Annotated in this window: 14 protein-coding genes; 3 read left to right on the plus strand and 11 right to left on the minus strand. The window is 68.4% G+C overall.

What is annotated here, in order from left to right; translation table 11 throughout:
• Window positions 1-32: 32 nt before the first annotated feature.
• From ACZK29_RS17570 to ACZK29_RS17580, 3 genes are read right to left on the minus strand one after another with little or no spacing between them, the layout of a single operon-like run.
• Complete coding sequence (locus tag ACZK29_RS17570) at window positions 33-596, minus strand: hypothetical protein (RefSeq protein WP_111205112.1); 564 nt, start codon at window positions 594-596, stop codon at window positions 33-35.
• Window positions 593-1,834, minus strand: coding sequence for a M56 family metallopeptidase (locus ACZK29_RS17575; RefSeq protein WP_164147041.1), 1,242 nt, complete (start codon window positions 1,832-1,834; stop codon window positions 593-595). Before ACZK29_RS17575 ends, ACZK29_RS17570 begins: the two co-directional genes overlap by 4 nt.
• Entirely contained in the window at window positions 1,827-2,192 is a 366-nt protein-coding gene (locus ACZK29_RS17580; protein WP_010484077.1) for a BlaI/MecI/CopY family transcriptional regulator, read from the minus strand. The genes ACZK29_RS17575 and ACZK29_RS17580 overlap by 8 nt, the downstream gene beginning before the upstream one ends.
• Window positions 2,193-2,310: 118 nt before the next feature.
• On the opposite strand from ACZK29_RS17580, the gene ACZK29_RS17585 reads away from it, so the two are divergent.
• The 3 genes from ACZK29_RS17585 to ACZK29_RS17595 all read left to right on the plus strand — a co-directional run bounded on the left by ACZK29_RS17585 (window position 2,311) and on the right by ACZK29_RS17595 (window position 5,504).
• Window positions 2,311-2,868, plus strand: coding sequence for a flavin reductase family protein (locus ACZK29_RS17585; protein WP_111205114.1), 558 nt, complete (start codon window positions 2,311-2,313; stop codon window positions 2,866-2,868).
• Window positions 2,869-2,903: 35 nt separating this feature from the next.
• Window positions 2,904-4,856: an acetyl-CoA hydrolase/transferase C-terminal domain-containing protein gene (locus ACZK29_RS17590; protein WP_478446300.1), complete on the plus strand. Its 1,953-nt coding sequence runs from the start codon at window positions 2,904-2,906 to the stop codon at window positions 4,854-4,856.
• Window positions 4,857-4,955: 99 nt separating this feature from the next.
• Window positions 4,956-5,504 (plus strand): NADAR family protein, encoded by a 549-nt coding sequence (locus tag ACZK29_RS17595; RefSeq protein ID WP_164147043.1) that lies wholly within the window; start codon window positions 4,956-4,958, stop codon window positions 5,502-5,504.
• Window positions 5,505-5,619: 115 nt separating this feature from the next.
• Here the strand turns inward: ACZK29_RS17595 and tkt are convergent, their stop codons facing one another.
• The 8 genes from tkt to ACZK29_RS17635 all read right to left on the minus strand — a co-directional run bounded on the left by tkt (window position 5,620) and on the right by ACZK29_RS17635 (window position 16,164).
• Window positions 5,620-7,617: a transketolase gene (gene tkt, locus ACZK29_RS17600; RefSeq protein ID WP_049437110.1), complete on the minus strand. Its 1,998-nt coding sequence runs from the start codon at window positions 7,615-7,617 to the stop codon at window positions 5,620-5,622.
• Window positions 7,618-7,832: 215 nt separating this feature from the next.
• Window positions 7,833-9,152, minus strand: a complete 1,320-nt coding sequence (locus ACZK29_RS17605) for a dicarboxylate/amino acid:cation symporter (RefSeq protein WP_049432668.1) — start codon at window positions 9,150-9,152, stop codon at window positions 7,833-7,835.
• A gap of 57 nt (window positions 9,153-9,209) precedes the next feature.
• A complete protein-coding gene (locus ACZK29_RS17610; protein WP_478446301.1) occupies window positions 9,210-10,925 on the minus strand; it encodes a BatD family protein in 1,716 nt (571 codons plus the stop codon).
• The gene (locus ACZK29_RS17615) at window positions 10,922-12,757 is read right to left on the minus strand and encodes a VWA domain-containing protein (protein ID WP_478447097.1); all 1,836 of its coding nucleotides are present in this window, start codon (window positions 12,755-12,757) and stop codon (window positions 10,922-10,924) included. The genes ACZK29_RS17610 and ACZK29_RS17615 overlap by 4 nt, the downstream gene beginning before the upstream one ends.
• Window positions 12,754-13,758, minus strand: a complete 1,005-nt coding sequence (locus ACZK29_RS17620) for a vWA domain-containing protein (RefSeq protein ID WP_478446302.1) — start codon at window positions 13,756-13,758, stop codon at window positions 12,754-12,756. Before ACZK29_RS17620 ends, ACZK29_RS17615 begins: the two co-directional genes overlap by 4 nt.
• Complete coding sequence (locus ACZK29_RS17625; protein WP_111205120.1) at window positions 13,755-14,204, minus strand: DUF4381 family protein; 450 nt, start codon at window positions 14,202-14,204, stop codon at window positions 13,755-13,757. The genes ACZK29_RS17620 and ACZK29_RS17625 overlap by 4 nt, the downstream gene beginning before the upstream one ends.
• A complete protein-coding gene (locus tag ACZK29_RS17630) occupies window positions 14,201-15,130 on the minus strand; it encodes a DUF58 domain-containing protein (protein ID WP_049432652.1) in 930 nt (309 codons plus the stop codon). Before ACZK29_RS17630 ends, ACZK29_RS17625 begins: the two co-directional genes overlap by 4 nt.
• Window positions 15,131-15,138: 8 nt before the next feature.
• The gene (locus ACZK29_RS17635) at window positions 15,139-16,164 is read right to left on the minus strand and encodes an AAA family ATPase (protein WP_049432649.1); all 1,026 of its coding nucleotides are present in this window, start codon (window positions 16,162-16,164) and stop codon (window positions 15,139-15,141) included.
• Between the last annotated feature and the right edge of the window lie 28 nt (window positions 16,165-16,192).

Here is a 16,192-nt window from a genome sequence, read left to right on the forward strand (position 1 = left end):
ACGGCGCCTGCCTGGCCGCGCATGGCCGGGCACTACCGCCCCTGGGTACGCACCACATGCTGGCCCTTCACGACCTCGAAAGTGAAGGCGTACTGCAGGGTGACGGCCACCGGTTCGACCCGCTCGGCGCCGCGGCAGTCGCCACGATCAGCCGGTACTTTGCCCGCTGCGAAGTGGCAGACCGCGGCGGACGAGTACTTCCACATCGCAACCGCCTCCTGCGCGGCCTGCAGCAAGGGCGCATTCTCCGGCGCCCCACCCGCACTGCATTCGCTGCGGTCGGTCAACGGCATGCTGCGCTCAACGCTGCCCTGCGCATCCACCACCACCTGCAGGCAGACTGTGGTCGGCGGCAACGACGTGCGAGGATCGCGTTCGCCCACGACCGGGTCCGGTGCCGTATGCAGCTGCGGCATTCGGTAGCCTTCGCTGGCGGCCAGCGTGTAGGGCTGGACCTGGCCGGCGCCTCCTCCTGCATCGGGCCGCAGGCGCTGGTGACCGACATTCTCGCTGCGGGTATCGACGGTGGTCAGGCGATCCTGGGTTGCACACCCCACCAGCAGCGCCGCCATCATCAGCAGCGGCGCCCGCTTCATTTCGCATCCTCGGTCTCATCCATGGCGTAGGTGATCGGTACGCGTACGGCACCGGCCACCGGCTTGCCGTTCTTCACTGCCGGACGATAGCTCCAGCTGCGCGCGGCAGCGATGGAGACGGCGTCGAACACCCCCGGATTGGTCGCACTGAGCACCTGCACATCGGTCGGATGTCCCTGCGCGTCCACTTCGATGCGCAGATTGACCACGCCTACCTGCCGCTGCTCGACAGCCGATTTCGGATAGGACGGCGGCGGCATCTTGTCCACCTGGATGGGACGGTCCAACCCCGCCCTGGCCGCATCTTCCTGCGCATGCTCGAACGGCTCGACACCGATGCGGGTGCCACCGGCCGCACCGCCCTGGCTGGCCCACGCCACCGCGCCCATTCCCACGCACAACCCGGCCACCAGCATCTGCCCCGACACCCACGGCAAGGCCTTCCGCTTGGACTGCTTCAACATGGCGATACGCTCCTTCAACACGGGTTGGCTGCGCCAATGGCAGACCGCTGGCGCAACCGGGTGGACCAGCTGCGCCTTCAGCAGCGTGCTGGCATAGAGGCCGCGCAGCGCAGGCTGCGGGCCGATGGTGCGGGCATCGCAGGCCAGTTCCTGGTCGCGCAGGAAGCGGCGCGCGGCCCACGGCAGCAGCGGGTGGAACCAGAACACCGCGCGCACCAGCAGCAACGCGCCGTTGGCCCAGTGGTCGCCATGGCGGCGATGGCTGCGCTCGTGCTGCAGGATCAGGTTCTGCTCCTGTGCGGTGAACTGCTGGTCGAATGCCGGGCCGACCACGATGCGCGGCCGCCACAGGCCGACCAGCGCCGGCAGCCCGGGATCGCCACTGGCCTGCCAGCTGCCATCGGCACGTGCACGCAATGGGCCCATGCTGCGTTCGAAACGGCGCTGCGCACGCAGGTCGCGCAGCAGGCAGATGCCCGTGCCCAGCGCCCATGCCAGCAGCAACAGCAGGGCCCACGGCAGCGACTGCCCGGTCAGTCCATCCACGGCCCCCGGCGCCACTTTCAGCGGCACTGTCGGCACGTGCTGCAACACCGCAGCTTGTGGCAATGGCAGCAGCAAGGTCACCAGCAGCAACGGCAGCAGCCACCAGCTGCGATAGGCCAGCCCGGCGCCGCCCAGGCTCACCAGCAGCGGTCGCAGCGCCGCCAGCAGCAGCACGCCCACCGCCAGCCACAGGCTGGCCCGCCACAGTCCGTCGAGCAGCTCAGTCATGGTCCAGCTCCTGGATAAGCTTCTTCAGTTCGGCGATGTCCTGCGCGCTCAGCTGGCCACGTTCGCTGAAGTGCGCCACCAGTGGCGCCACGCGGCCCTCGAAGACGCGTCCGATGAAGTCCTGGCTCTGCGCCTCCACCCAGGCCTGGCGCTGCAGCAGCGGCCGGTACAGGTAGCGCCGTCCATCGCGCTCGGCGGCAATCGCACCCTTGGTCAGCAGGCGGTTGAGCAGGGTCTTGATGGTCGGCTCGGCCCAGTCGCGATGGGCCAGCGCGGCCACGACGTCATCGGCACTCCGTGGTGCCTGCTGCCACAGCACCTCCATCACAACGGCTTCGGCTTCGCTGATCGGGGTCATGGTTTACATCCGTAATCGATAATCTGATTACGCGCGTAATCGACCTGGCTGTCAAGCCCCTCGACTCCGGGTTCATCCCGGCTGCGCCAGCATCGGTTCCTCCCACCCCTGGCATCGGATGAAAGCGCTGCCCAAGAAGGACTTCCCGGTCGAGCAGGCACGTCGCTTCCTCGAACCCGGCCCGATCGTGCTGGTCAGTACCGCGTGGCAGGGCCAGCGCAACCTGATGACCATGGGCTGGCACATGGTGATGGGCTTCTCGCCTTCCCTGGTCGCCACCTTCCTGTGGAACGAAAACCACAGCCACGGCCTGGCCGTCGGCAGTGGCGAGTGCGTGATCAACGTACCCGGCGTGGAGCTGCTCGATACCGTGGTGGACATCGGCAACTGCAGCGGTCGCGAGGTCGACAAGTTCGCCCGGTTCGGGCTCGACGCGCTGCCCGCACGCGAGGTCGGCGCGCCGCTGGTCGGACAATGCCACTCGAACTTCGAATGCCGCTTGTACGACGACAGCCAGGTGGCATCGAACAACCTGTTCATCTGGGAAATCGTGCGCGCACACGTGGCACCACGGCCGAAGCTGCCGCGCACGGTGCACTACCGCGGCGATGGGCGGTTCATGGTGGCCGGCGCCGAAGTCTCGCGTCGACGGCGGTTCAAGCCCGACATGCTGTAATGCCATCACTCCCCCCACACGCAGGACCGCCGCGCATGACCGAACACCTCACCGACCTGGACGCCGCTGTCGACTGGTTGTTTGCGCGCGTGGACGGGCCGTTGCGGATCGGGGCACCGCTGGCGCTGGGCAAGCCGCACCGGCTGCTCAATGCCCTGTATGCGCGCGTCGAGCACGACCCGTCGCGGCCGCTGCAGTTGTATACCGCGCTGTCGTTGAACCCGCCGAAGGCGCGCGGCACCGGCTTGGAGGCGCGCTTCATGGCACCGTTCGCGCAGCGTCACTTCGGCGACGATTTCCCGCGCCTGGCCTATGCCGATGCGATTGCGCGCGACGCGCTGCCGGCACATGTGCAGGTGGAGGAGTTCTACATGCAGTCCGGTGCGCTGCTCGGTTCGCGCCAGGCGCAGTCCAGCTATACAAGCCTGAACTACACCCACGCCGCCGACGCGGTCGCCCAGCGCGCGCCGCAGGTGATCGTGCAGAAGGTGGCGATGCGGCCGGATGATCGCCGGCTGTCGCTGTCGTGCAACAACGACATCACCCAGGACACGCTCGATGCCATCGCAGCGCGTGGCCTGCCGCGTCCGCTGCTGATCGCCGAGATCGATCCCCAGCTGCCCTACCTGGGCGGCTCGGCCACGGTCGATGTCTCGTTCTTCGATCTGGTGATCACCCCGCCGCCGCCGTATCCGGCGCTGTTCGGTCTTCCGCGGCAGCCGGTCGGCGATGCCGACTACGCCATTGGCCTGTACGCCAGCGCGCTGGTGCGCGACGGCGGCACCCTGCAGATCGGCATCGGCACGCTGGCCGATGCACTCAGCCATGCACTGGTGCTGCGCCACACCGACAACGTGCGCTACCGCCGCGTGCTGCACGCGCTGGATCCGCAGCTGGCCAGCCACCCGCTGGTGCAGGAAATCGGCGGGCTGGATCCGTTCGAGGTGGGCCTGTACGGCTGCAGCGAGATGCTCAACGAAGGCTTCCGGCGGCTGGTGCAGACCGGGGTGATCAAGCGCAAGGTGCATGACGACCTGGCGCTGATGCAGCGCATCGAGAACGGCAGCACGTTGTCGATCGACCACGCCACCCTGGCGGCCGAGGGCGAGTACCTGCACGGCGCGTTCTACCTGGGCTCGCCGGAGTTCTACGAGTGGCTGCGCACGCTGCCGGAAGACGAATGCCGTGCGATCGGCATGCGCCGCATCAGCGAGATCAACCAGCTGTACGGCGGCAACGAGACGCTGGAGCGCCTGCAGCGCCGCCATGCGCGCTTCTTCAATTCCTGCATGATGGCCACCGCGCTGGGCGCGGCGGTGTCGGATGCGCTGGATGATGGACGCGTGGTGTCCGGTGTGGGCGGCCAGTACAACTTCGTGGCGATGGCACATGCCCTGCCCGAAGCGCGCAGCGTGCTGATGTTCCGCGCCGCGCGTGACGACAAGGGGCGCCGCGAATCCAACGTGCGCTGGAACTACGGGCACACCACCATTCCACGCCACCTGCGCGACATCTACCTCAACGAGTACGGCATCGCCGATCTGCGCGGCTTGACCGACGAGGATTGCGTGCAGGCGATGACCGCGATCACCGAGGCGCCGTTCCAGGGCGGCCTGATGCAACAGGCGCAGGCTGCACGCAAGCTGTTGAAGAGCACCCAGCCGGATCCCGAGCGCCTGCAGCGAAACACGCCGCAGGCATTGGCCGCCGCACTGGCACCGTTCCGTGCCGATGGCAGCCTGCCCGACTATCCGCTCGGCAGCGATTTCAACGAGATCGAACAGGTGCTGGTGAAGGCGCTGGGTTGGCTGAAGGCCAACACGCAGACCCGTAGCGACAAGCTGCGTACGGTCTGGGCGGCGCTGCGGCAACCGGCCGGCGACGGCGACGCGGTGTACCTGCAGCGCATGGGCCTGCAGGCGCCGAAGGATTTCGCCGAGCGCCTGGACGCGCGCCTGCTGCGGCTGGCGCTGGCGCGTACTGCGTAATCACGCGTACGGTAGCGCCGGGCCATGGCCGGCGAAAAAGCATCAGTGCCAACCAGGGTTGGCACCTGCCAGGGCACGGCGGCACGCTATGCTGTGGGGATGAACGATGATTCCCGTTTCCTGCATGATCTGCAGCAGCGCGAGGCTGCAGGCGAAGACCTGCGTTACCTCTGCTTCTGGGGCCACCAGCCGCCGCGCAGCGGAGTTTCTGCGTCCTGTTTCAGCCAGTGGTATGACGCCGGCTTCGAGATCGATGGCGTGCACTACCGCACTGCCGAGCACTACATGATGGCCGGAAAGGCGCGTCTGTTCGGCGCCACCAGGCTGCTTGAAAAGATCGTCGCCAGCACCACGCCGGACAAGGCCAAGGCTTTCGGCCGCCAGATCGAAGGCTTCGATGAAGCGCGCTGGACGCAGGCCCGCTACGACCTGGTGGTGGAAGGCAACAGGGCCAAGTTCGCGCAGAACCCGGAACTTGGGGCGTTCCTGCGTGCGACCGCAGGCTGGGTGCTGGTCGAAGCCAGCCCGGTGGATTTCATCTGGGGCATCGGCCTGGCCAAGGACCACGCCGACGCGCACAAGCCGGCACAGTGGCGCGGATTGAACCTGCTTGGGTTTGCGCTGATGGACGTGCGCGACGCGATGTAACGCTCATCCACGCCTGGCGTGGATCTACTGGCACGGCGGCCGATTCGTTTCGCCCCACAGAAAAACAGAAAGGCCGGCTTGCGCCGGCCTTTCCTTCATCACGCTGCGATGCTGCTTACAGCGCCTTGGCAGCTTCCACCACGTGCGCGGTGGTGATGCCGAAGTGCTTGTACAGCTGGTCGGCCGGGGCCGAGGCACCGAAGGTGTCGATACCGATCACGGCACCGTCCAGGCCGACGAACTGGCGCCAGAAACCGGTGACGCCAGCTTCCACGGCCACGCGCTTGCGCACGGCGTTCGGCAGCACCGATTCACGGTAGGCCGCATCCTGGCGCAGGAACACGTCGGTGGACGGCATCGAGACCACGCGGGTCTTGAGGCCGGCCGCGTCGAGCTGGGCCTTGGCTTCGGTGGCCAGCGAGACTTCCGAACCGGTGGCGATCAGGATCACGTCCGGGGTACCGGCAGCATCGGCCAACACGTAACCACCGCGCTCGATCTGGGCGATCTGCTCGGCGTTGCGCGGCTGGTGCGGCAGGTTCTGGCGGCTGAACACCAGGCAGCTCGGGCCGTCCTGGCGGGTGATCGCGGCCTTCCAGCTCACTGCCGACTCGACCGCATCGCACGGGCGCCACACATCGTTGTTCGGGATGTAGCGCAGCGAGGCCAGGTGCTCCACCGGCTGGTGGGTCGGGCCGTCTTCGCCCAGGCCGATCGAATCGTGGGTGTAGACGTGGATGGCGTGGGCCGGGATCAGCGCGCTCATGCGCACGCCGTTGCGGGCGTAATCGCTGAACACCAGGAAGGTGGCATCGAACGGAATGAAGCCACCGTGCAGGGCCAGGCCATTGGCGATCGCGGTCATGCCGAACTCGCGCACGCCGTAGTACACGTAGTTGGCGTTGGCGTCGTCGCTGGCGACCGACGTGCTGCCCTTCCACAGGGTCAGGTTGGAGTGCGCCAGGTCGGCCGAGCCACCGACGATTTCCGGCAGCAGCGGTGCGTAGGCTTCGATGGCCAGCTGCGAGGCCTTGCGCGAGGCGATCGTCGGGCCTTCAGCGGCGACCTGGGCGATGTAGGCATCGGCCTTGGCAACGAAGTCGGCCGGCAGCTCGCCGTGCGAGCGACGGGTCAGTTCGGCGGCTTCGCCCGGGTACTGGCTGGCGTACTTGTCGAACAGCTGTTCCCACTCGGCCTGGCGCAGGGTGCCGGCGCCATTGGCGCGCCAGCCGTCGTAGATCGCCTGCGGGATCTCGAACGGACCGTATTCCCAGCCCAGCTGCTTGCGGGTGGCTTCCAGTTCGTCCTTGCCCAGCGGGGCACCGTGGCTGGATTCCTTGCCCGCCTTGTTCGGCGAACCAAAACCAATGGTGGTGCGGCAGCAGATCAGGGTCGGCTTGTCGCTCTGCGACAGCGCGGCCTCGATGCCGGCCTTGATGCTTTCCGGGTCATGGCCGTCGACGTCGCGGACCACGTTCCAGCCATAGGCCTCGAAACGCTCCGGGGTGTTGTCGGTGAACCAGCCCTCGACGTTGCCGTCGATGGAGATGTGGTTGTTGTCCCAGAAGCAGACCAGCTTGTGCAGGCCCCAGGTACCGGCCAGCGACGCCGCTTCATGCGACACGCCTTCCATCAGGCAGCCATCGCCCATGAACACCCAGGTGCGGTGGTCGACCACTTCCAGCTCCGGGCGGTTGAAGCGCTGTGCCAGCAGCTTCTCGGCCAGGGCGAAGCCCACGGCATTGGCGAAACCCTGGCCCAGCGGGCCGGTGGTGGTTTCCACGCCCGGGGTCTCGTGGCGTTCCGGGTGACCGGCGGTGTGGCTGCCCAGCTGGCGGAACAGCTTCAGCTGTTCGATCGGCAGGTCGTAACCGCTCAGGTGCAGCAGTGCGTACTGCAGCATCGAACCGTGGCCGTTGGACAGCACGAAACGGTCGCGGTTGAACCAGTGCGGATTGCTCGGGTTATGGCGGAGGTAGTCGTTCCAGAGGACTTCGGCGATGTCGGCCATGCCCATGGGCATGCCGGGGTGGCCGGACTTTGCGGTTTCAACCGCATCGGCGGCAAGGAAGCGGATGGCGTTGGCCAACTGGCGACGGGTAGGCTGCGTCATGGTTCTGTCGGAATCGGGAGGCGGCCGCGGACGTGCGGGCGGCCTATTGTCCCATAGTCGCCGGGCCGGGGGTCGGTTCACCTGGCCTGGTCGTGGCGGCCGCTGGCCGGCAGCGTCGTGGTCTCCGCCGGATTCCGCACATGAAAAGGGATCGGAGCCCTTTCCCTGCGGAAAGGAATCCGACCCCGATCAGGTCGCCAGCTGTGGCGTTGGACTTAGTCCTGCTGCGGGCCCAGCGCCGGGCCGTCGTGGGACTCGCCCTTGGCCACCAGGGTGGTCAGGGCCAGGTCGCCGGTCACATTCAGCGCGGTACGGCACATGTCCAGGAAGTGGTTCACGCCCAGGATCAGGCCGATGCCCAGCGGGTTCACGCCGACCATCGCACAGATCATCGCCACCACCGGCAGCGAGCCCGACGGCACGCCGGCGGTACCGATGCCGCCGAGGATGCAGACCGCCATCACCATGATCTGCTGGCCGATGCTCAGGTCCACGCCGAAGAACTGGGCCAGGAAGATCACCGTCACGCCCTCGAACAGCGCGGTGCCGTTCTGGTTGGCGGTGGCGCCCACGGTCAGCACGAAGCGCGACACGCGCTGCGGCAGGCCCATCTGGTCGGCCACGCGCAGCGCGGTCGGCAGGGTGGCGTTGCTGGAGGCGGTGGAGAACGCCATCACCGTCGCTTCCTGGGTATCGCGGAAGAACGACAGCGGCGAACGGCCGGACAGCCACACAGCGGTGCCGTAGGTCACGACCATGTGCAGGCCCAGTGCCAGCACCACCACGCCCACGTAGGCACCGAGGCGGATGATCAGCTCGAAGCCGAACAGCGCGGCCAGGTTGAACATGAAGCAGGCCACTGCGTACGGCGCCAGGCGGATGACCAGGTTGATCAGGGTCATCGAGATCTCGAACACGCCTTCGATGGCGCGGCGCAGCGGGGCGACCTTCTCGTTGTCGGTCAGCACCATGCCGATGCCGAACATCAGCGCGAAGAACATCAGCGACAGGATCGCACCGTTGTCCGACGCGGCCTGCAGCACGTTGCTCGGCACGATCGACAGCAGCATGTCCATGCCCTTCGGCGTGCCATGGATGCCGGCAACGATTTCCTTGCTGCGCTCGGCGTTCTCCGAAAGCATCATGGCGGCGACCTGCGGATCGACGCCGGCGCCCGGCTTGAGCAGGTTGACCAGCACCAGGCCGATGCCCACGGCGATGCCGGACAGCAGCACGGTGTAGGCCAGGGTCTTCCAGCCGATGCGGCCGAGGGCGCGGATGTCGCCCATCTCCGACACGCCCATGATCAGCGCCGAGAAGATCAGCGGCACGATCAGCATGAAGATCAGGTTGAGGAACAGGCCCGACGCCGGGGTGGTGACGTAGTCCATTACCCACTTGGCACCGGCCTGCAGACCATCGACGCTGCCACCCAGGGCGTGCACGATCAGTCCCAGGACCAGGCCGATCGCAAAGCCGATGCCCATCTTCCAATGCAGGGGCAACTTCTTCTTGTCGGCAGCAGCTGCTGTCATACGCGGGTTTCCTCGAAAAATGAATGCACTCTAACAAAGCCCGCAAGCGGCGCCGGTTCAGGTTCGCCGCGGTGGATACAGCGGCGCCAGGCCAGTGTCAGCGGCCCCCGCAGCCGTCGACCAGTGCGGTCCGTCACGGAAGACCTCGCGCAGACGCGCGCGCAGCGATGCCAGATCGCCCTGCCCGCCCCAGCGTGCCTGCTGCAGGTCCTGCAGCACCTGGCGCTGGGCCGGGTCATCCAACCGTGCGATGACCTGCTCGATGCGTTCGACGCCGGCCATCGCGCACAGCTGTGCCTCGACCTGCTCGAACCCTTCGCCATCCAGTGTGCGGCGCAGTTCGGCCAAGCCGGCACGTCCGCTCGCCACAGTCGGCACAGAGGGCGTGCCGGCTGCCGGCGCCGCTGCACGCGGGCGGCGGCCACGCTGCCAGCCCCACAACAGGGTCAACAGCCACAGCAGCGCCAGGCCGATGGCCGCCGCCATCCACGGCCACGGACGCTCGGCCAGGCCACCGGCGCGCGGATCGGTCGCGGCGATGCGGCTGTCCTGGCCATTGCTGCCGGGCAGCGCGGCATCGGTGTCGATTGGCGGCAGCGGTGCCGGCGAGGTGTTGCCAGCCCCATTGCCCGCCGCAACCGTCAGCGTCAGATCCGGCAGCTTCGCTTCCTGCGCCTTGCCTGCGCGCACATCCCACCATGGCAGGCGCGGCCCCGGCACCACCAGCGAGCCGGGCTGGCGCGGCACGATCGAATAGCGGCGGGTGATCTTCAGCCGCGGCGTGCTGCCATTGAACGATTCTTCGTACTGCGCAGGTTCGGCGAATACCTGCGCATGGGTGCCCAGATCCGGCACCGGCAGGTCGGTGAACTGTGCGCGGGTTGCCCCTTCGGCCGTCGCCTCGACCACTACATTTGCGGCCTCGCCCGTACGGGCGCTGGTCGGCGCACTGGTGTAGCGCAGCTGAAGGCTCTGCAGCGGCAACCATGGCTGCGGCGCCTGTGCCGGTTGCGCCTGCACCTGCAGGGTGCGGTCGGCGCCGGTGGCATTCATGCGGCCGTCCCCACCACCGAAGAAATCATCGAAGAAACCACCGGCGCTGCGGCCGTTGAAGCGCGCACCTGCAAGGCGCAGGGGGCCGCTGCGCTCCGGGATCAGCAGGAAGCGGCGCTCGACCATGTTGTAACGGCGGCCGTTGACCTGGCGCACATCGGTACGGTCATCGCCCACACGCTGCAGTGACGCACCGGCCGGTGTATCCAGCACCAGCTCGCCCGACGCCAGCTGAGATGCGAAGTACAGGCGCACCACCACGCCCACGCTCTGCTGCACATAGGGCGTCTCATCATCGACAACCGTCTCGATGAAGGCCATTGCATTGCTGTCGGGGCCGGCCACGGCAGCCGCGTCCACCTGCAGGGTCAGCGGCGCGGTACGTGCACTGCCCACCTGCAGGCCCGGAATCACAAGCGCGCCGCTGCGCCGTGGCGTCAGTGCCACGCCGTACAGATTGCGCTGCTGCATGCTGCCGTTGCTCCACTCCACCTGGCGGCTGCTGGTCTGCCCGCTCAGGTCGAAGTCGTTGCGCAGCAGGGTGAAGTCCGGCGCGCCCTGGTCGCTCTCGACGTTGAGGGTGACCGTATCGCCCATCGCAATGCGGTCACGGTCAAGCCAGGCCCGCGGTTGCGCCCAGGCCAGCAGCGGCAGCCACAACAGCAGCGCCGCCAATACCTGCCGTAGCCAGCGCCCATGCATGTTGATCGCCCGCGTCATCGCCCTTCCCTCTTCCTGCGTTCGTTTTCCAGCTGGAACTTGGCCCGCAGCAGTGCGCCCGGATCGTCCGGAACACGCCGCATCCACGCTTCCACTGCCTGCTGCTCCTCGCGCTGGCGCGGGGTGCGGCCGTCACTGCCCTGCACCGGCTTGCCGTCCTTGTCCGCCTCGCCCTCGCGCGCCTGCTGCATCGCCTGCTGCATGCGCTGGCGCTGCTGCTCGTCGGCCTGTGCCTGGGCCTTGGCATCCTCAACCTGCGGCGGCGCCTGCTGGCCATCGCGGCTGCGCTCGCCGGACTGCGACTTCGATTGCGTGCTGTCGTCACCCGGCCTGGGCTGGCCCTGCTGCGACTGTGGCTGCCCTTGTCCCGGATCCTTCTGGCCCTGCTGCGGCTGCTGGCCTTGCGGGCTCTGCTGGCCCTGCGATGGGTTCTGCTGCTTCTGCTGCCCGTTCTGCTGCGGCTTCTGCTGGTCCTGGCCCTGCCCCCCCGACTGCTTGCGCTTGCGCGCGGCATCGACCACCGCGCGATTGGCCACCGCATCGGGCATGCCGGGATGCAACGCCAGTGCGCGGTCGTAGGCGGCGATGGCTTCATCGTAGCTGCCCTGGCGCGCCAGCGTGTTGGCCAGGTTGTACCAACCGGCATCGTTGTCGATGCCTTCGAACTGCTTGCGCGCGCTGGCGAAGTCGCCGTTGCGATAGGCCTGCACGCCGTCGGCCAGTCGCTGGTGCTGCACCTGGTCAGCCCGCTTCCACAGGGTGCCCTGCGGCGGCTGCGAAGCGGGCGCTGGAGCTGCCTGCGCCTGCACATCCCCCATCCATGGCAGCAGGCCCACCGCCAGCACTGCGGCCAGCAGCGCGCGGCGGCGGAAGGCGAGCAGCGCCAGCAGCATCACCGGTGGCAGCAGCCAGAATCCTTCATCGCGCCATTGCCTGCCCTCGCCCGGCCGTTGCGCGGCGCTGCCTTCGCGTGCATCGAGCACGCCCAGCGCACGCAGGTCACTGTCATCGGCGGCAATGCGTGCATAGCGACCGCCACCTGCCGTGGCAACGGCACGCAGGCTGCCCTCATCCAGTGCGGCCTGGCGGATCTGCCCACTGCCATCGCGGTACGCCGCACCCGCCGGTGTACCGAGCCCCAGCACCGACACCTGCAGGCCGAGCCCACGTGCCTGCGCGGCCGCCAATGCAGCTTCATCATCGGCTTGATCGGTGACCAGCAGGATCTGTCCCTGCGCTGCAGCGATCTGCCGCATCAGCCGCGTGGCCCAGTCGATGCCACGGTCGGCACGCTGGCCATCACGCGGCATCACATCCGGCGACAAGGCATCCAGATACAGCGCGACGTTGCTGCCGTCATCGGTCAGCGGCGCGACGGTGTAGGCATCTTCGGCGTACACCACCAGCCCCACCTGCCCACCCTTGCGTGCGCGCAGGAGCTCGCCGACCTTGGCCCTTGCCTGCAGCAGGCGCGACGGTGGCAGGTCGGTGGCAGTGATGCGGCTGGACAGATCCAGCACGATCAGCAGCGGTGCGCTGGGCTGGAACATCGGCTGTGCCTGCTGCCGCCAGCTCGGCCCCGCCATCGCCAGTGCTGCCAGCGTCCAACCCAGCAGCACTGCCAATGGCAGCCGCACGTGACGGCGAGCACCGGCCGCCAGCAGATGCGGCAACAGGTGCGCATCCACCGCCTGCCGCCACGCATCGCTGCGCCGCTGCCGGTACAGCGCCACGGCGAGAATCACCGGCAAGGCCAGCAAGGCCCACAGCCATTCCGGGCGCAGGAAGTGCAGTGCGTTCCAGTCCGGAAGATGGGAAGCGAACGCGATCATCGGCGACGCTCCGGCCACGCCCAGGCCAATGCGCCCAGCAGCAACGCCAGGCCCAGCGGCCATGCGTAGCGTTCCTCACGCGGGCGCAGGCTCGGTCCCTTCGCCGCGATCGGCTCCAGCCGGTCCAGTTCGGCGTAGATGCCGGCCAGCTGCGCGGTATCGCGTGCGCGGAAGAACTGGCCACCGGTCAGGCTGGCAATCTTCTTCAACGTGGCCTCGTCGACCGGGTCCTGGTCAGCGGAAATCGGAATACCGAGGAAGCGCATGCTGCCATCGCCACCGAACGCGACGGTGTGGATGCGCACCCCTTCGGCCTGCGCGACTTCGGCCGCACGCAGCGGTTCCAGCACGCCGGCATTGCTGACGCCGTCGGTCAGCAGGATCAGTACACGTTGCCCTTCCGGCTGGCTGCGCAGGCGCTTCACCGCCAGGCCGATGGCATCACCGATGGCCGTCTCGCGCCCGGCCAGGCCGACCACGCTGTCGCGCAGCTGGTCGCGCACACTGGCCAGGTCCGCAGTGAGTGGCGTGAGCGTATAAGCGCGGTCGCCGAAGATCAGCAGGCCGATGCGATCGCCGGCACGACGATCCAGGAAATCGGCCAGCACGGCCTTGGCTGCGGTGAGGCGATCCACCACCTGCCCACCCAGCACCATGTCGCCCTCGCCCATGCTGCCGGACACGTCCATCGCCAGCATCATCTGCCGGCCCTGCTGCGGTGGCGTGATCGCTTCGCCCAGCTGTTGCGGGCGAGCCAGTGCGACGCACAGCGCGCACCAGCCCAGCCACAACAGCAGCGTACGCAGCCACGAAACATCAACGCGGCCGCCACCGGCCAGCGCTTCCAGTTCCGTCGCCGCATAGGGCACGCGCAGCGCAGCGCCGGGATCGGCACGACGCTTCCACCAGCGCATCAGCAACGGCAACGGCAGCGCCAGCAGGGCCAGCGGCCACGCCAGCTGCAGGTTCGGCCATGGCCAGTAACTTGCCAGCAGGTTCATCGGCGGCGCTCCAGCAGCATCGCCAGGTAGCGCTCGCGCGCCCAGCTACGCACGGCCGCCACTTCGCTGGCGTCCACGCGGGGACGATAGGCACCTTCGGCCAGCAGGCTGCGGCGCGCACCCGGCAACGTGCCCTTCGGATCCACGCGCTGCCACCAGGCATCGTCACGCAAGGATTCACTGCCGGGCTGTGCCTGTCGCGCGGCGCGACGCAGCAGGCCGGCGATCGCCGCCAGTTCCGCGGTGGCATCGGCGGTGGTGGCCAGCTCCTGGTCGAACGCCTGCAACCAGCGTTGGCGACGACGGCGGCGTTTCCACCACAGCAGGGCCAGCGCCAGGATCACCAGCAACACCGCGCCGCCGATCATCAGATAGCCGGGGGCCGGCGGCCACCACGACGGTGCCGGCGGCAGCTGTACATCACGCAGCGGAAGGTTGGCGCTCATGCCGGCACCTCGGTCGCCGACGGTGCCAACCAGGCATCGCTGGGCGCATCGGTGGACAACACCTGCACGTCAACGCGGCGTGCACCGAGCTGGCGGCGCAGCGCCTGCAGCGGTTCGACGAAGTGCGCCTGCCAGTGCGACTGCACTTCGCTGCGACGCAGATCCAGGCCAATGCGCTGCTGCGCGGTCTGGAACTGCAGGGCCGCCGAGGGCGGTTGCAGTTCGAGGGGATCGACCAGCAGCACCAGGCTGAGGTCGTGGTGCTGGGCAAGCGCGCTCCAGCGCACGACGGGAATCTTCGCCGCCTGCTGCGGATCGGCCAGCACCAGCATGCGCGCCCCGGGGCGCAGCACGCGGGCGGCATGGTCCAGCGCGCGCTCCAGGCCGAGATCGTCGGCGGGCGGCTGCGCGTACCAGCGGGTGAGTGCGTCGAGCACGCGCAGTACGCCACGCGGCCCACCGGCAGGTGCAATCGGCGCTTCGCGGTCGCTGCCGCGCAGGGCACCCACGCGATCACCGCGACGCTGTGCCGACCACGCAGCGACGGCGCCCGCGCGGGCCGCCTGCACCGACTTGAATCGCACGCGGGTGCCGAAATACAGCGCCGGCGAAGTATCGGCCACGATCAGGCTGACCCGCTCGCGTTCGGCCTGGAAAAGCTTGGTATGGGCACGCCCGGTCCGCGCGGTCACGCGCCAGTCGATATGCCGGGCATCATCACCGGCCACGTACTCGCGTGACTCGGCGTACTCCATGCCACGCCCACGCAGCGGCGACGGCGCCTGCCCGGCATTGCCGGCACGGCCACGGCGCGGCGGCGGCGGCCGCTGTGCCAGCCGGCGCAGCGCCACCAGTTCGGACAGGTGCGGGCGCAATCCGTCGCCATCACTGACGGTGGATGCGGCTTCCAGGGATCGATCGGTCATGCGCAGGCTCAGGGTGCCGGCACCCGGGCCAGCAGCTCCTGCACCAGGCGCTCGCCATCCCAGCCTTCGGCGGTGGCTTCGTAGCTGGGCAGCACGCGATGGCGCAGCACGTCGGCGGCGACCGCACGCACATCGTCGGGGGTGACGAAGTCGCGGCCGGCCAACCAGGCACGTGCACGTGCGCAGCGTTCCAACGCAATGGAGCCGCGCGGGCTTGCGCCCCAGGCGATGCGGCGCCCGAGGCCGGCGTCATAGCGCGACGGATCACGCGAGGCCAGCACAAGTTCGACCAGATAGCGTTCCAATGCCGGTGCCATATGCAGGTCCAGCACTTCGCGGCGGGCATCGAACACATCCTGCATCGGCAGCTTCTCCGGTGCGGGTGCCGCTTCCCCCAGTGCGCCACGGGCACGCTCGCGGGCGAGCCGCAGGATCTCCGATTCGGCCGCCTGGTCCGGGTAGCCGATGCGTACGTGCATCAGGAAACGGTCCAGCTGCGCTTCCGGCAGCGGGAAGGTACCTTCCTGCTCGATCGGGTTCTGCGTGGCCATCACCAGGAACAGCGGCGGCAATGCATAGGTGTGGCGGCCAACGGTGACCTGGCGCTCGCCCATCGCTTCCAGCAAGGCCGACTGCACCTTGGCCGGCGCACGGTTGATTTCATCGGCCAGCAGGATCGGATGGAAGATCGGGCCGGGTACGAACTCGAAGCGCCCTTCCTGCGGGCGCCAGATCTCGGTGCCGGTCAGGTCGGCCGGCAGCAGGTCGGGGGTGAACTGCACGCGGGCGAAATCCGCCTCCAGGCGCGAGGCCAGCGCGCGGATGGCCGTGGTCTTGGCCAGGCCCGGCGCGCCCTCCACCAGCAGGTGGCCGTCGGCCAGCAATGCGATCAACAGGCGTTCGACCAGGGCCGCCTGGCCGACGATTTCGGCCGACAGCGCGTCGCGCAGCTGGTTGAAGGCGCCATGCAGGCGGGAGGTGGCCGGCGCGGGCGGCGGGGAGACGGTTTCGGGCATCGGCGGTGGCAGGTTCATGGGGGCCTTTGACCGGCGCGGGACGGCA

Source organism: Stenotrophomonas sp. 89682_Sma (genome assembly GCF_056481405.1).

Bases quoted from the DNA above. Each gene is read 5' to 3' on its own strand.
- ACZK29_RS17570 (WP_111205112.1), bottom strand. From the start codon at position 596: ATGAAGCGGGCGCCGCTGCTGATGATGGCGGCGCTGCTGGTGGGGTGT.
- ACZK29_RS17575 (WP_164147041.1), bottom strand. From the start codon at position 1,834: ATGACTGAGCTGCTCGACGGACTGTGGCGGGCCAGCCTGTGGCTGGCG.
- ACZK29_RS17580 (WP_010484077.1), bottom strand. From the start codon at position 2,192: ATGACCCCGATCAGCGAAGCCGAAGCCGTTGTGATGGAGGTGCTGTGG.
- ACZK29_RS17585 (WP_111205114.1), top strand. From the start codon at position 2,311: ATGAAAGCGCTGCCCAAGAAGGACTTCCCGGTCGAGCAGGCACGTCGC.
- ACZK29_RS17590 (WP_478446300.1), top strand. From the start codon at position 2,904: ATGACCGAACACCTCACCGACCTGGACGCCGCTGTCGACTGGTTGTTT.
- ACZK29_RS17595 (WP_164147043.1), top strand. From the start codon at position 4,956: ATGAACGATGATTCCCGTTTCCTGCATGATCTGCAGCAGCGCGAGGCT.
- tkt (WP_049437110.1), bottom strand. From the start codon at position 7,617: ATGACGCAGCCTACCCGTCGCCAGTTGGCCAACGCCATCCGCTTCCTT.
- ACZK29_RS17605 (WP_049432668.1), bottom strand. From the start codon at position 9,152: ATGACAGCAGCTGCTGCCGACAAGAAGAAGTTGCCCCTGCATTGGAAG.
- ACZK29_RS17610 (WP_478446301.1), bottom strand. From the start codon at position 10,925: ATGACGCGGGCGATCAACATGCATGGGCGCTGGCTACGGCAGGTATTG.
- ACZK29_RS17615 (WP_478447097.1), bottom strand. From the start codon at position 12,757: ATGATCGCGTTCGCTTCCCATCTTCCGGACTGGAACGCACTGCACTTC.
- ACZK29_RS17620 (WP_478446302.1), bottom strand. From the start codon at position 13,758: ATGAACCTGCTGGCAAGTTACTGGCCATGGCCGAACCTGCAGCTGGCG.
- ACZK29_RS17625 (WP_111205120.1), bottom strand. From the start codon at position 14,204: ATGAGCGCCAACCTTCCGCTGCGTGATGTACAGCTGCCGCCGGCACCG.
- ACZK29_RS17630 (WP_049432652.1), bottom strand. From the start codon at position 15,130: ATGACCGATCGATCCCTGGAAGCCGCATCCACCGTCAGTGATGGCGAC.
- ACZK29_RS17635 (WP_049432649.1), bottom strand. From the start codon at position 16,164: ATGAACCTGCCACCGCCGATGCCCGAAACCGTCTCCCCGCCGCCCGCG.